At 66.2% G+C, this 13,390-nt stretch carries 11 protein-coding genes; 1 reads left to right on the top strand and 10 read right to left on the bottom strand.

Translation table 11 applies throughout. The features are described from left to right. Positions 1 to 12 precede the first annotated feature (12 nt). Genes CC207_RS16825 through CC207_RS16780 form a run of 10 tightly spaced genes read right to left on the bottom strand, consistent with a single transcriptional unit; the run spans position 13 to position 12,704 of the window. The gene (locus CC207_RS16825) at positions 13 to 1,122 is read right to left on the bottom strand and encodes a polysaccharide lyase (protein WP_028692537.1); all 1,110 of its coding nucleotides are present in this window, start codon (positions 1,120 to 1,122) and stop codon (positions 13 to 15) included. Then, positions 1,113 to 2,507, bottom strand: coding sequence for an alginate biosynthesis protein AlgX (locus CC207_RS16820; protein WP_062359422.1), 1,395 nt, complete (start codon positions 2,505 to 2,507; stop codon positions 1,113 to 1,115). The genes CC207_RS16825 and CC207_RS16820 overlap by 10 nt, the downstream gene beginning before the upstream one ends. 30 nt (positions 2,508 to 2,537) lie before the next feature. Next, positions 2,538 to 3,167 (bottom strand): alginate O-acetyltransferase AlgF, encoded by a 630-nt coding sequence (locus CC207_RS16815; RefSeq protein ID WP_028692535.1) that lies wholly within the window; start codon positions 3,165 to 3,167, stop codon positions 2,538 to 2,540. An 18-nt stretch (positions 3,168 to 3,185) separates the two neighbouring features. Beyond that, positions 3,186 to 4,280 carry an alginate O-acetyltransferase gene (locus CC207_RS16810; RefSeq protein WP_028692534.1) on the bottom strand — a complete coding sequence of 365 codons (1,095 nt, stop codon included), beginning with the start codon at positions 4,278 to 4,280 and terminating at the stop codon, positions 3,186 to 3,188. A 9-nt stretch (positions 4,281 to 4,289) separates the two neighbouring features. Then, the gene (locus tag CC207_RS16805; protein ID WP_088852442.1) at positions 4,290 to 5,717 is read right to left on the bottom strand and encodes an MBOAT family protein; all 1,428 of its coding nucleotides are present in this window, start codon (positions 5,715 to 5,717) and stop codon (positions 4,290 to 4,292) included. A gap of 12 nt (positions 5,718 to 5,729) precedes the next feature. After that, a complete protein-coding gene (locus tag CC207_RS16800) occupies positions 5,730 to 7,175 on the bottom strand; it encodes an alginate export family protein (protein WP_088852441.1) in 1,446 nt (481 codons plus the stop codon). Beyond that, positions 7,172 to 8,620: a tetratricopeptide repeat protein gene (locus CC207_RS16795; protein ID WP_088852440.1), complete on the bottom strand. Its 1,449-nt coding sequence runs from the start codon at positions 8,618 to 8,620 to the stop codon at positions 7,172 to 7,174. Before CC207_RS16795 ends, CC207_RS16800 begins: the two co-directional genes overlap by 4 nt. A gap of 9 nt (positions 8,621 to 8,629) precedes the next feature. Then, positions 8,630 to 9,793 (bottom strand): PilZ domain-containing protein, encoded by a 1,164-nt coding sequence (locus tag CC207_RS16790; RefSeq protein ID WP_088852439.1) that lies wholly within the window; start codon positions 9,791 to 9,793, stop codon positions 8,630 to 8,632. A gap of 16 nt (positions 9,794 to 9,809) precedes the next feature. Beyond that, entirely contained in the window at positions 9,810 to 11,342 is a 1,533-nt protein-coding gene (locus tag CC207_RS16785; RefSeq protein WP_028692529.1) for a glycosyltransferase, read from the bottom strand. Positions 11,343 to 11,396: 54 nt separating this feature from the next. Beyond that, complete coding sequence (locus CC207_RS16780) at positions 11,397 to 12,704, bottom strand: nucleotide sugar dehydrogenase (RefSeq protein WP_088852438.1); 1,308 nt, start codon at positions 12,702 to 12,704, stop codon at positions 11,397 to 11,399. Positions 12,705 to 13,273: 569 nt separating this feature from the next. Here CC207_RS16780 and CC207_RS27700 point away from each other — a divergent pair. Beyond that, on the top strand, positions 13,274 to 13,390 hold a 117-nt coding region (locus CC207_RS27700), incomplete at its 3' end, for a helix-turn-helix domain-containing protein (RefSeq protein WP_371916472.1).

Here is a 13,390-nt window from a genome sequence, read left to right as displayed (position 1 = left end):
GAGCGTCCTTGATCAAGGCAGGTTGGGGTAGGCCGGCTTGAGCGGGCCGCCGATCTGGCTGTAGTTGTCCACTTCGCCGTCCTCGCTGTCGTAGAGCTGGCGGGCGAGGGCATGCTCGGGTCGACGGGCCAGGAACGGGATCAGCCAGGCCAGCTTGTAGGGCGCGACGTCGGCCTGGCGCTGGCCCTTGAGCTGGGGCAGGGAGTCCGGGGCGAGCACGCTGCGGGCGGCGAAGGTGGCCAGCTGGTCGAGGGTGCGTTGGTCGTCCTCGCTCCAGGCCAGGCCGTTGGCCCGGGCCGACTCGCCAAGAAGCACCAGCGGCACCAGGGCGTACTGGCTGTAGTTGGCGGCCAGCTTGCTGCGCGCCACTTCCAGCGGCAGGTAGGCCTGGTCGCCACTGCGCACGGCCTGGGCCAGGCCCCGGCGCAGGTTGCCGTCGGCCCAGCGGATGAAGTCGTCACGGTCCACCAGCATGCCGGCGGCGGCCACCGCCCAGGCGGCCCAGTAGTCGTGGTTGTTGAAGTAGACCGTGGTGGACTGGCGGCGCGGGTCGTATTCGCGGATCACCTGCTCGCCGAGCTGGTTGAACCAGCGTCGTTGCGCGGGGCTGAGCGGCGCCTTGCCGTCGGCTGCCGCCTGGGTCAGCAGCACCGCGCCGGCCATGGCCGCCAGGGCCCACTTGCGCGCGGCCATGCCGGTGTTGCTGGCGTCCGGGTCGAGCAGGGCGCCCGCTTGCGCCCAGTGTTCCAGCCACTGGTCCTGGCAGGCCAGGGCCATGTTGGCCTGCTGCGGCTTGCTGGCGTTCTGGAAGCGCTTGCCGGCCTGGATCAGGCCGCCGACGAACTGCTTGATCTGCCGGGCGACGCGCTCGCTGTCGGCATCGGGGCTGGCGCGCAGGGTGGACTTGCTGGCGTCGCGCGGGTCGTACTTGCTTTGCAGGTGCAGGCTGGCGGTGTAGGGCGGTGGCGGCGCCTTGCTGCAGGTGAGGGTGCGGTAGTCGCCGATCATGGCCGATTGCGCGGTGGCGCGGGCGGGCCAGATCGATTGAGCTGCGTGGGTGGGGAGGGGCAGCAGGGCGATTGCAAGTAGCAGGAGCACCCCAGGGGCCGGTTTCACAGGCACAGGCGGGTCTCCACATCGGTGGCGGCGGTGCCGGCCTTGGTTGGTTCGAGGAACACCGAAAGCAGGTTGGCGCCGGCGAACTCGGGGGCCTTGCTCAGTTCCAGGTAGTACTGGCCGCCGCTTACGGCCGCCTCGCGGCGGAACCACACCTTGTCGCGGGCGCCATTGTCGTAATAGACGATGATGTAGAAGTCCTTGACGCTCCTGTCGCTCAGGCGGATATCGAGAAAGCCCTTGGACACGGCCTGCCGGGCGCCGCCAGCATTGCTCAGCAATTCTATGCGCTCGCCGACCTTGAGTGGCGGACGCTGCAATTTCGTGCCAAGGATTTCCCTGGACGCCTTGCAGCCGCCGTGTATCGCCGGCACCAACTGGCGGTACATCAACGGCGAATCCAGGCGGTAGTTGGCCGGCAGTTCCCAGACGATCAGCTTGGGCGGCGCCTCGGGCTTGTAGTCGGCGGACAGCAGGTACTCCAGCAGCGAGCCGTCCTCGCCCACGCCGGGCAGGGCGTAGTTGAGGACATCCGCCTCCAGGTACTGTTTCAGGTAGCCGTCGAAGTTGAACTGCTTGCTCTCGTCCTCGCGAGCCGCGGCGTTGCTGTCGCCGACCAGGATCACCTCGGGGTCGGGCGCCTCGTCGAACAGGGCGTCGCTGCTGTCGGTCAGCGGCACGGTCTGGTAGCCGCGCACGTACTGGAAACCGTAGTTGTTGCCGCAGATGTAGCTCAAGGCCAGGTTCAGGGTGCCGTCCTTGGGCACCATCACGCCGGGCTCGGTGCTGTAGCGCTTTTTGGTCAGGCTGTCGTAGAACGGCTGGCGGCGGATCTCTTCGGCCATCAGTTTGGCCGTCGCCTCGGCGCCGCTCGGCGTCCAGTGGTGGTCGCGGCGGAAGAAGTACTCAGCCTGGGGTGGCTGGCGCACCAACTGCATCATCGGCGCCACCACCGCACCGGCCTGACGCAGTTGCCCCAGGTAGCTGTCTAGGTTGCGGCTGGCGCGCGGGTAGTCGAATCCGTGCAGTTGATCGGGGTAGAGCTTGTCGCGGTGCATCAGGCCGCGGGTCGGCTGGATCGCCATGGCCACCTGGATGCCCTGGCGGTGGAACGCGTTCATCAGCCGGGCGAACTCCGGGCGCATGGGCGCGGGAATGCCGAAGTCATTGGTCAGGTCGACCATCGAGCGGAACAGCCAGCGCTCCTTGCCGGGGACGATCTGGCGCATCAGCTTCATGCGCCCTTCGGCATAGTGCTGCGGTTCGGCCAGGGCCGGGCAGACCATGCACTGCAGGTTTTCGCAGCCGGGCCGGGCGGGCTCGGCGGCCTTTGCCTGCGTGCCGAGCAGGGCCAGGGTGGCCGCAAGGCCGAGGGGGAGGAGGGTGTTCATGGGCCAGTCATCCTTGCGTGCGGCACGGCGTCACTCGGTCGGGTCGATGCTGTTGGCCAGGCTCAGGCTGCGGTTGCCTGGCAGCAGCACATAGCTGTACGAGCGGCCCTTCTTGAGGAACAGCTCGTCGAAGCTGGCCACTTCCTGGTCGCCGACATAGGCGGCGAAGTCGATCTTGATCTCGTTGACCATGCGCGCGCCGGTCTGGCCACTGGCCAGGGCCTTGACCACCTCGTGCTTGCCGTCGGCGGTGCGCAGCGTGGCCTGGGCTGGCGTCAGGTTGTAGAAGGCCACCTGGGCCTTCTTCGGCTCGTTGACGTACTGGTCGGCGATCAACTGCAACTGCTTGCCGTCATAGACCACGGTGCTGGCGGCGTTGGCCGCCAGGTTCGGTTCGATGGCCTTGGCGCCGATGCCGATCCTGTGCACGCCGGCCGGCACGAAGCGGTAGCCGCTGAGCTGACCGGGGGCGACCTTCTGCGGGTTGAGCTTGCCGCTCAGGGCCACCTCGACATTGCTGTCGGACAGGTTGAGTACGCGCACGAACGCCGAATCGGCCGGGGCCACGGCGTCGTACAGGTCGGCGTTGCCTTCGGCGGCCAGGGCAGTGTGGCTGGCGGCGGCCAGCGCCAGGGCGGTGAACAGGGGTGAAAGCTTCATCAGGTTCTCCTAGGGACGTCAGAAATGCCCGGGCTGGGCGCTGCGGGTCAGCGCGCCGGGACGATGGGCCAACAGGGTGCGCAGGGGGAACTCCCAGACCACGGTATCGATCTGCGGGTTCTGCAACTGGTCGCCGGCGAGGAACTGGTTCATCGCCTCGAACGGCCCGCGGGCCTCCACGGCGATGGACAGCAGGTCGCGGTTGAGCGCCTCCTTGAGGAACCCGACGAAGTTCCAGTCGTCGATCTTGCTGTAGCTGGTGCCTACCAGCAGCAGGCTTTGCGACTGTTCGGCGAACAGCGCGTCGCTGTCCTGTTCGGCCTGGAGGGTCTCGTACAGCTCGATCGGGTTGGGGCCGAACTGCGGCGCCAGGCGCGCATGGTCGAACTGCAGGTAGTTCATCAGGTCGCCATTGACCGTCTTGTCACCGGCCTTGTGCGAGACGTACACCTGGTCGCCGAGCAGCTGCGGGCGCTGGCGGGCCAGTTCATAGGCCGACAGGCGCGCGCCGTCCGGGCTCCAGTGGGTGTCGGACTTGAGGAACAGCCGTGGGCCGGCCAGGTGGCGCAGGTAGGCGTCGCGCAGTGGCACCACGTCCAGCCGGCGTAGCTGCAGGTCGGCGACGAAGCGGTCGTAGAGGCTGTGCACCCGCGGATCGAAGGCGCGCTCGGCGTGTCTGGCGTAGATATCCAGCTTCATCGGCAGCGGCAGCAGCACCAGGTGCTTGCCGTGCTCGGCCAGTTGCCTCTGGACTTTGACGATTTGCTCCAGCTGGCTCGCCAGGCTGGCGTCCAGGTCGTTGGGCACGCGGTATTCCTGGTTGGTGTAGAGCCAGCCGTCCTTGCCCAGCACCACGCCCTTGGTGCCTTCGCCGAACAGCTGGAACTGGGCGTCGGCCCACAGCCGCTGTGAAGGTGCGCGCAGGAACAGGCGCTTGTCGTAGACCTGTTCGAACTTGCGCAGCAGCTTGCCATCGACAAACAGGTTCCAGCTGTCGGTCTGGGCGCGGGCGAAGCTCAGCACCGGCGGCAGCGAATAGACGAACATCGCCGCCAGCGCCAGGGCGAAGACCACACCGTTGGCCTTGCCGGCCGAATTCATCACCGGGTACATGGCACTCTCCTAGAACTGGAAATACAGGAACGGCGAGAACGAACTGGCCGCCAGGCTGCTCAGCGCCAGCAGGAAGCCGCCCCACAGCAGCAGGCTGTGCAGCACGCCGACGTGACGCATGAAGTAGCCTTCCTTGTTGCCGGCGTAGAAGCGCACGTTGTTGATCCCGGCCAGGATCAGCCAGGCGACCGCCACCAGGGCGAAGGCCATGGCCATCTTCGAGGCGCCGAGCACGTAGAGCTCCAGCGAACCGAAACCGTTGAAGCCCAGCAGCGCCTGGTAGATCTGCAGGCTGTGGCGCAGGTCCATGGTGAAGAACAGCGGCATGCTCAGGATGATCAGCAGCGCGGTGCGCAGGTTGCGACCCAGGTGATAGGGCGTGGTGACCTTGGTCGCGAGGTTGAACCTGCGCTCCAGCACCATGCCGATGCCGAAGAAAAGCCCCCAGCAGATGAAGGCGAAACTGGCCCCGTGCCACAGGCCCGACAGCAGCATGGTCCACACCAGCGCCGGCAGGGCGCCGGCCACGCGCTTGCGTACCAGCGGCAGGTACACGTAGTCGCGCAAGAAATGCGCCAGGGTCATGTGCCAGCGCGACCAGAACTCGGTGATGCTCTGCGACACATAGGGCTGGTTGAAGTTTTCCGGGAAGCGGAACCCCATCATCAGCGCCAGGCCCAGGGCCATGTGGCTGTAGCCGGCGAAGTCGAAGTACAGCTGCAGGGTCGAGACCACCAGGCCGAACCAGGCATCGCTGAACTGCAGGGTGCCTTCGCCGACGAACAGCACGTTGATCGGCGCCAGGCGGTCGGCGATCAGCACCTTCATGATGAAGCCGAGCATGAAACGGCACACCCCCAGCGAGAACAGCTCAAGCGAGTGGTTGCGCTGGCGCAGCTGCGGGGCGAGCTGGCTGTAGCGCAGGATCGGCCCCGCCACCAGGTGCGGGAACAGCGCGACGAAGGCGGCGAAGTCGATGAAGCTACGGGTGGGCGTGGCATCCTTGCGGTAGATGTCGACGATGTAGCTCAGGGCATGGAACACGTAGAACGAGATACCCAGCGGCAGGAAGATGTTTTCCAGGGTCCAGGTGTTGATGCCCAGCGGCGCCAGCAGCAGGGCCAGCACCTCGGCGCCGAAGTTGGCGTACTTGAAGTAGCCGAGCGTGGCCAGGTTGCCGACCACGCCAAGCCACAGCAGGCGCAGGGCGCGGCGTTTGTCGCCGGCGTCCAGGCGCGCCTTGATGAGCAGACCGAAGCCGTAGTTCCAGGCGGTGATGGCGACGAACAGCAGCAAAAAGTCCGGGCGCCACCAGGCGTAGAACACGTAGCTGGCGGCGACGATCACCAGCGAGCGCCACTGCGGCCGGGCCAGGTAGTAGATGGCCAGGAACAGCGGCAGGTAGAGGAACAGGAAGACGTTGGAGGCGAAGATCATGCTGGCCGGTCCTTAGTAGCTGATCACCACGCCGACACTCAGCTGGTAGTCGTCGCCGCTGTCCAGCGCGCTGCCTGCGTTGAGGTAGCTGGCGCTGACCAGGGTGTTGACGTCCAGGTGCTTGCCGTCGAGGGCTACCGGGAACATCTTCCAGTAGTAGTTGAGGTCGATCATCTGGCCGACGTTGTCGCCCTTGCCATGCAGGCCGGCGTTCAGTTCGCTCTGGCGCCGGGCGCGGGCATCGGCGGCCATGCGGATCGGCAGGGCGCCGCCTTCATCGCGCAGGTTGAGCTGGGTCACCCGCAGGTCCAGGGCGCTGCGCGCCGTGGGCCGGGTCTCCAGGGCCAAGCCGTAGTAGCTCAGGTTGCGCAGGTCGAGGGCGACGAACGAGCTGGCCAGGCGCGTGCTGTACGAGCCCTGGCGGGTGATGCGGTCGGACTGGATCGGGTTGAGCCGAAAGCCGTCGTTGTCGTCGTCCGGCTTGTCGGTCAGGCCGCCGCGCAGGGCCACGCGCGGGGTCCAGGGCAAGGTCTCGAAACGCTTGCCGACCTCGCCCAGCGCTGCCCAGCCGCGGCTGCCGTGGCCGGTGCTGGTGACGCCGTTGCCGGCGGTGTTGTCCATCGTGCCGTCCAGTGCCGCCAGTTCCAGGTGGTAGTCGCTGGCCAGCGGCAGATTGTCGCCCTTGAAGAACAACCCGTAGCGCCAACCCTTGAAGTCGTAGCGGTCGTCGACGTCGTGGCCGCTGCGGTCGTTCTCCTGCATCAGGCGCATGCCGACCTGGTTGTTCGGGCTCCAGCGATAGGCGTACTGGCCCATCAGGTACAGCGTGCGCGCTTCGCTTGCGGCCAGCGAATTGACGTCGGTGTTGTAGTTGCGAAATTTCTGTCCGACCGCGACGAAGGCATCGCTGAAGGTGTCCTGGTAGTTGAAGCGCAGCGACTCCAGGCTGTCGTCCCACCAGATACCGTAGTCGTCGTAGAAGCGCTGGCGACCGAACGACAGCGAAAAACGCGGGTCGTCGCCGATCAGGTTGCGCTTGACGTACAGCTCGCGCAGCTCGGCGTACCAGCCCTCGGGTTGCTCGCGTTCATTGTTGTTGGTCGACTCGTTGGCCAGGTTGCTCGACTGGCTGGAGTCGTAGTTCAGCCACAGGCGGCCGTAGACCATCCATCTGGCCCAGCGTTTTTCCGGCGAGTACCAGGCGAACGACGGCTCGTAGCGCAGGCTGTAGAAGCTTTCGCGCTCGCGGCCGACCTGGGCGTCCTGAGGCCCGTAGCCGGTCTGCACGGTGAGCTTGTTGAAGAACTCCGAGGTGATCACCGGCTCGCTGCCGTCAACGGTCGCGACGCGCACCGGCGCGCTGTTGTCGGCCTCGGGGCCGGTGACTTCCTCGCCCGCCAGCACTGTCAGGGGCGCCAGGGCGAGCAGGGCGCCGAGCAGGGGTGGATGGGCTTTCACAGGGTGGCCTCCTTCAACAGATCGTTGCGCGCGGCCAGGGCGCGCTCGATGTCATCCTTGGGCAAGGTCTTGTCCAACCGCTTGATCAGGCCACGGGCACGGGTCTCGCCCAGGTCTAGGGCGATGCGGGCGTAGGTGTAGGCCTTGATCGGGTCGTGGCAGATGGCCCGGCCGCGCAGGTGCACAGTGGCCATGCGGTACCAGGCCGCGGTCGAGCCCTGTTCGGCCTGTCGCTGCCAGATGGCCAGGGCGCGTTCCTGGTCGGGCTGGTCGAGGCCGCCCTTGCTGTACAGGTCGCCCAGCAGCAGTTGCGCGTCGGGGTAATGGGCGGCGATCAGTTCGTCGATCAGCGCCTGGGACTTTTGCGGATCCAGGGTCAGCCAGTTGTTGACCATGTAGAACGCCGCGTCCAGCGCCTTGGCCCGGGTCGGGTCCTTGGCCCGCACCTGGGCGATCAGCGCCTGGGCCTGCTCGGCGTTGTGCTCGGTGGGGTTGGAAATCATGAAGTTGGCCTTGGACACTTGCGCCGGCAGGTAGCCGCGGGCGACGGCGTTGTCCAGCCAGCGCTGGGCCTCGGCGATGCCGTCGGCGCGCAGCTGGTCGTCGGCCTTGTCGCGGGCCAGTTGCTCGGGCGTCGGCTCGACCTTGGGGCCCATGGCGCGACTCTGGCGCTGCTCGCGCTCGGCATCCAGCTCGGCGCGGGTGGTGCCGTGGATGCTGTCCAGCAGCGCGCCGATGCGCTGCACCACCTCCACCGGCAGACTGGCCATCTCTGGCTCCAGGCTGCGGGCGAAGGCGAGGAAGGCCGGGTCCTGGCGCTCGCCGAGGAAGCGGTAGTAGCGCTCGATGCCGCGCGGGTCGATGCGTGCCGCCTGCTGGTACCAGCGCTCGGCGGCGGCTCGGTCGCCCTGGCGCTCGGCGACCACGGCGCGGTATAGCTCGGGGCGGCAGTTGAGCAGGCAGCTCTGTTCGTACAGCGCCAGCAGTTCGGCGGCGCGCTCGCCGGGGAACAGCTGCGGATAGACGAGGAACACCTCCAGGCTGGTGCTGGTGCTGCGCGGATCACGGTCGTTGGGGTAGCGGGCCAGGGCCTGACGCACCCACGCCTCGTGGCTGCGCTGCAGGCGCGGGGTGCGGTCGAGCAGGCGTGCCAGCGAGGCCAGCGCCGGGATCTGGCCGTGGCCATCGGCGAAGGCCTCCTGGTACAGGCTCACGATGTCCTGGCGGTTGGCACTGTCGCCGTTGGCCAGCACATCGCCGAGCAGCTGCTTGGAGGCCAGGTCGCCACGCTCGGCGAGGGCGCGCAGGTCGCTCGTGACGTCGGCGCTTGGGTCCTTGTACAGCGCGTAGCGGATCTGCTCCAGGCTCTGCCCGGCCCAGCCGCTGCCGGCCCAGGCCAGGCCGAGACCGGCCAGCAACAGACGCGGGGCGTTCTTGGCGTTCATGAGCGGCCCTCAGTTGCCGTTGCCGAACGGCAGGCCCAGGTACAGGTCGACCGCCACGGCCTTCTGGTAGGCCGCCGCCGGCAGTGGGCTGTCCGGCTGGATGGTCAGCGCCAGGTTGTGGTTCAGCTCGTCGGAGCGGGCGTCGACCACGGTGCCGCTGAAGTGCTGGTCGAGGCCGAACACCTGCATCTCCACCGAGCGCACGCGGCCGACATCGGCGAGCTTGTCGAACGGCACGTTGGCGCGCACGAACAAGCCCTCGTTCTTCGGCAGCAGGTGCATCATCGGCGCGGCCTTGTAGCCATAGCCGTCCAGCGGCGGCGACGGGTACCAGACCTGGCAGTCGCACGGGCTGTTGATCACCGTCTCGACGCTGGCGCGGCCCAGCAGCGCCTGCAGGTCGCCCGGGGCGAGGTCGGCCAGGGCCTTCATGTCCGCCGGGCTGGTGAAGCTGGTGGCCAACTGGGTGGAGATGTTCGCCAGCGGCTGGCCGGCCTGCACCTCGCTGGCGCCGTCCGGCAGCAGGTACTTCACGTAGCCGTTGTCCGGCATGCTGATGACCTGGGCATTGCCGGCGACCGTGGCCTGCAGCGCCGGGATGCGGAAGAACAGCAGGTAGCCCTTGTAGCCAACGAAGCCCAGGGCGGCCAGGCCGGCGGCGGCGTAAAGCGCGGTGCCGGCCACGGCCTTGAGGCGCTCGGCCGGGGTGCGGGCGCTGGCCTGCTGGTGTTTGCGCGCCTTGATGTAGTTCTCGCGCTGCATCACGTTGAACAGGCCATTGATGTCTGCGACTTCGCCCGACAGATAAGCGCTGATCAGGTAGCGCAGGATGTCGCGCTTTTGCGCGTCGAGGTCGACGAACTGCGCGCCGACCTCCTTGCCGCGCTGGGAGACGATGCGCACCTTGCCGTCGATCGACAGGTCCACCTGGTTCAGACGCAGCTGGATCGAGGCGTCGTACAGCGCGCCGACGGTCAGTGGCGCCTCGTACAGCAGGCCGATGCCACCCAGCGAGATATCGGCAAGGTCGGCCTCGAACGGTTCGCGTCCGGCGCCGGACAGGCGCACCCGGGCGTGCATGCGGGTGCGCACGTACTGACGCTCGTCGATGGCCTCGTGGACGATGTTGGCCGCGATCTTGCCCGGGGCCGCCGGGGTATTCGAAGTACTCATGTGCAGGCGCCTTTCCTTAACGTTGCGTGAGTTCCAGGAGAACGGTGATGACCCCGAAGAAGATGGCGATCGAGGAGCACAGCATCGCCTTCGAGGACCAGCGGTTGAGGCTGGCGTCGAAGTCGACGCTGCCGGTGGCCAGGGTGGTCTTCTGCCGCGTCCAGCGTTGCTGGTCCATGTGGAACATCGCGTAGACCTTCATCAGCGAACCGACGATCTGGTTGTAATAGAGAACGAACGGGTACATCGGGCTGACCGGGTGCCCGGCGAAGACGAACAGCACCGTCACCAGGCTGCGCGAGACCAGCACCCAGAACAGGTACACCAGCAGGTACTGGATGCCGAACACCAGGCCGGCCACCACCGAGGCGGTCAGGCCCATCAGGCAGGTCCACATCGACACCCGCTGGTCGAGCAGTACATAGAGGGTGAACAGTCCCAGGCGCGCGCGGCCGAGCAGGGCGGTGGCGCGAAAGTTCTGGCGCAGCGAGTTGCCGTACCAGCGGAACATCAGCTGGCGGGTGGCCACCCAGAAACTGTCGCTGGGCGGGTGCTCGACGGTCAGGGTGTGGCTGTCGGGCACGTAGAAGGTGTCCCAGCCGGCGCGCATCAGGCTCAGCCAGCTCGACTTGTCGTCGCCGGTGAGGAACTGGAAGCGGCCCAGGCGCCAGTGCTCGAGAAAATCCGCCTCGACATCGCGGATGAAGCCAGGGTCGGTCATCACCCCGGCGCGGAAGAACGACAGCCGCCCGGTGAGGGTCAGCACCCGGTGCGACAGGGCCATCGAGCACATGTTGATGTGCCGCTGGACGAAGCGCATCGAGTGCCACTGGCGCATCCAGCGGCTGCCTTCGACCTCGCAGAACTCGTTGGTGGTCAGGCCGCCGACGTCGGGCAGCACGGCGAACAGCTTGACCGCCCGCTCGACGCAGCCGGGTAGCATCATGGTGTCGCCGTCGACCACGCCGACCACCGCGTCGTCCAGCGGCATCTGCCGCGACAGCGCGCGGAAGGCATGGGCCAGGCCATCGCGCTTGCCGGTGCCGCGGGCGCGGACGATCACCAGGTCGATGTCGTCGCGTCCCTGCACCTCGTCGCGCATGATGTCCTTGATGAACTGCTCGTCGCCCTTCTCGACGATCGAGGCAATCACCGTGCACGGCACCTTGAGCCGCTGCACCTCCTGGAACACCGACTGGTACACCTTGAAGGTGGTATGGGTGGGGATGCGAAAACTGGTCACCACCATGAACATGTGCGACGGCAAGGCCGCGTCGCCCAGGCGCTCGACCCGGCGGCGCAGGCGTGGGAAGCGCCAGTGCAAAAAGTACATGCCGCGCAGGTAGTGGACGATGGCGTTGCCGTAGCGCCACATGCCCAGGGTGCCGATGATGAAGATGAACTGGTGGTGGCTGGGGTCCAGGTACTGTGGCGCGACCATCTGCGCGGCCAGGGCGATCAGCCCGGCGAGCAGCGCCCAGGCGCAGAAGCCGGCCGCCGCGCGCATGTACGCCGGGGCCGCGAAAGGCCGCTGTTGCTGTCGTTCCATGGCGTTGTAGCTCCTTGGGTCGGGGCCCGCCGTGACGGCGGGCGGCGGCGTGCCTTACCAGCAGATGCCGTGGCGTTGAGCGTCGCTGCTGCCGGCCATGAAGCCGACCAGGTCGATCACCTGCTTGCCGTTGCCGACGTCCAGGGCCTGGACGAAGCGCTCGTCGTTGTTGCCCAGCACGATCACCTCGGCCTCGTCGATGACCTGCTGCAGGTCGCTGCGCAGCAGGGCGCTGACATGGGGAATCTGCTGCTCGATGTATTGGCGGTTGGCGCCGAACTGACGGGCGTGGTCGACGTTGGCATCGAAGATGCGCAGGTCGTAGCCCTTGCCGATCAGTTGTTCGGCCAGGGTCACCAGCGGGCTTTCGCGCAGGTCGTCGCTGTTGGCCTTGAAGGCCAGCCCGAGCAGGGCGATGCGGCGCTTGCCGGCCCGGGTCACCAGGTCGAAGGCGTTCTCTACCTGGTTGCGATTGCTGTCCATGATCGAGGCCAGCAGTGGGTGCGCCACGTCCAGCTGGCTGGCGCGGTAGGTGAGGGCGCGCACGTCCTTGGGCAGGCACGAGCCGCCGAAGGCGAAGCCCGGGCGCAGGTAGTAGCGCGACAGGTTGAGCTTGTAGTCCTGGCAGACCACGTCCATCACCTCGCGGCCGTCGACCCCCGAGGCCTTGGCGATGTTGCCGATCTCGTTGGCGAAGCTGACCTTGGTGGCGTGCCAGACGTTGCAGGTGTACTTGATCAGCTCGGCGACCTCGATCGACTTGCGGATCACCGGGGCGTCGAGGCCTTCGTACAGCGCGGCGAGCAGGTCGCCCGAGCGGCTGTCAAGTTCGCCGATCACGGTCATGGCGGGGAAGTCGTAGTCCTGGATCGCCGTGCTCTCGCGCAGGAACTCCGGGTTGATCGCCACGCCGAAATCACGCCCGGCCTGCTTGCCCGAGGCCTGTTCGAGGAGCGGGATGACCACGTTCTTCACCGTGCCCGGCAGCACCGTGCTGCGCACCACCACGGTATGACGGCTCGCCTTGTCGCGCAGGGCCGCGCCGATCTCCCGGCACACCGCTTCCATGTACACCAGGTCGAGGTCGCCATTGGCCTTGCTTGGCGTGCCGACGCACAGTAGCGACAGTTCGGTGGCCAGGATCGCCGCCTGGACATCGGTGGTGCCGCGCAGGCGGCCCTGGCGCACGCCGTCGAGCAGCAGCTGTTCCAGGCCTGGCTCGACGATGGGCGAGCGGCCCTGGTTGATCATGTCAATCTTCGCCTGGGCGACGTCCACCCCCAGTACCTGGTGCCCGCGTGCCGACAGGCAGCCGGCGCAGACCGCCCCCACATAGCCAAGTCCGAAGATACTGATGTTCATAGATCCCTCTCCCCAGGCGCGGCGCAAGGCCGGCCGAGATACTCAGTTCAAGAAGTTGTGAAAATGCCAGACGCGCAGGATCAGGCCGCGCTAGATATATAGCGATGCAGGCTGTTTCTTGGTGGTCTTTTTACATCCTAAGGAGTTTTCTGATAGTTCGGCAAGCTTTGTTGTGTTGTTGTTTTGATAAATTCTAAGTGTGCTGTGATTAAGTTAAAAACTACTTATAAAACAATGAGTTAAAGTTAGATAAAAGTTGGGCGTCAAAAAAATGATATGCTTGTTTGTGCCGATAAAATGACGCCAAAATGGCGTTTTTCGACACTTTTTCCGCCGTTTCAGTCGTGCTTCGATGTACGCTTTTTTACTGACTTGGGTGATTTTTCTGATTCTTGGAAGTGCTATTTTCGTCTGTCGTCGGGCGCTTCCATGTCCACCAGCCGTCCGGCTGTGGCGCAATGATGGCTTGCAAGGATTGGATCCAATTGGCATAGTGCCGGACGACTGCGCAAGCATTCACTCGGGTGCGGGATGCACCCGTCTTCCATTCATGCAAAGGAGGCAAGCAGATGAACGGATTCGGTCCGCGACTCAGAGAAGAGCGCGAACGCTTGGGGCTGACCCAGCGTATCTTTGGCGATATCGGCGGTGTCGAGCCCAACGCCCAGGGCAAATACGAGAGCGGT

This window comes from Pseudomonas sp. DrBHI1, from assembly GCF_002205115.1.
Taxonomy (GTDB): Bacteria; Pseudomonadota; Gammaproteobacteria; order Pseudomonadales; family Pseudomonadaceae; genus Aquipseudomonas; species Aquipseudomonas mosselii.
The sequence above is the reverse complement of the archived record's forward strand: the minus strand, read 5'-3'. Positions and strand labels throughout refer to the sequence as shown.

Excerpts from the sequence above, each read along its gene's own strand:
- CC207_RS16790 (WP_088852439.1), bottom strand. The coding sequence starts at position 9,793 with ATGAGTACTTCGAATACCCCGGCGGCCCCGGGCAAGATCGCGGCCAAC.
- CC207_RS16795 (WP_088852440.1), bottom strand. The coding sequence starts at position 8,620 with ATGAACGCCAAGAACGCCCCGCGTCTGTTGCTGGCCGGTCTCGGCCTG.
- CC207_RS16810 (WP_028692534.1), bottom strand. The coding sequence starts at position 4,280 with ATGTACCCGGTGATGAATTCGGCCGGCAAGGCCAACGGTGTGGTCTTC.
- CC207_RS16785 (WP_028692529.1), bottom strand. The coding sequence starts at position 11,342 with ATGGAACGACAGCAACAGCGGCCTTTCGCGGCCCCGGCGTACATGCGC.
- CC207_RS16780 (WP_088852438.1), bottom strand. The coding sequence starts at position 12,704 with ATGAACATCAGTATCTTCGGACTTGGCTATGTGGGGGCGGTCTGCGCC.
- CC207_RS16820 (WP_062359422.1), bottom strand. The coding sequence starts at position 2,507 with ATGAACACCCTCCTCCCCCTCGGCCTTGCGGCCACCCTGGCCCTGCTC.
- CC207_RS16815 (WP_028692535.1), bottom strand. The coding sequence starts at position 3,167 with ATGAAGCTTTCACCCCTGTTCACCGCCCTGGCGCTGGCCGCCGCCAGC.
- CC207_RS16805 (WP_088852442.1), bottom strand. The coding sequence starts at position 5,717 with ATGATCTTCGCCTCCAACGTCTTCCTGTTCCTCTACCTGCCGCTGTTC.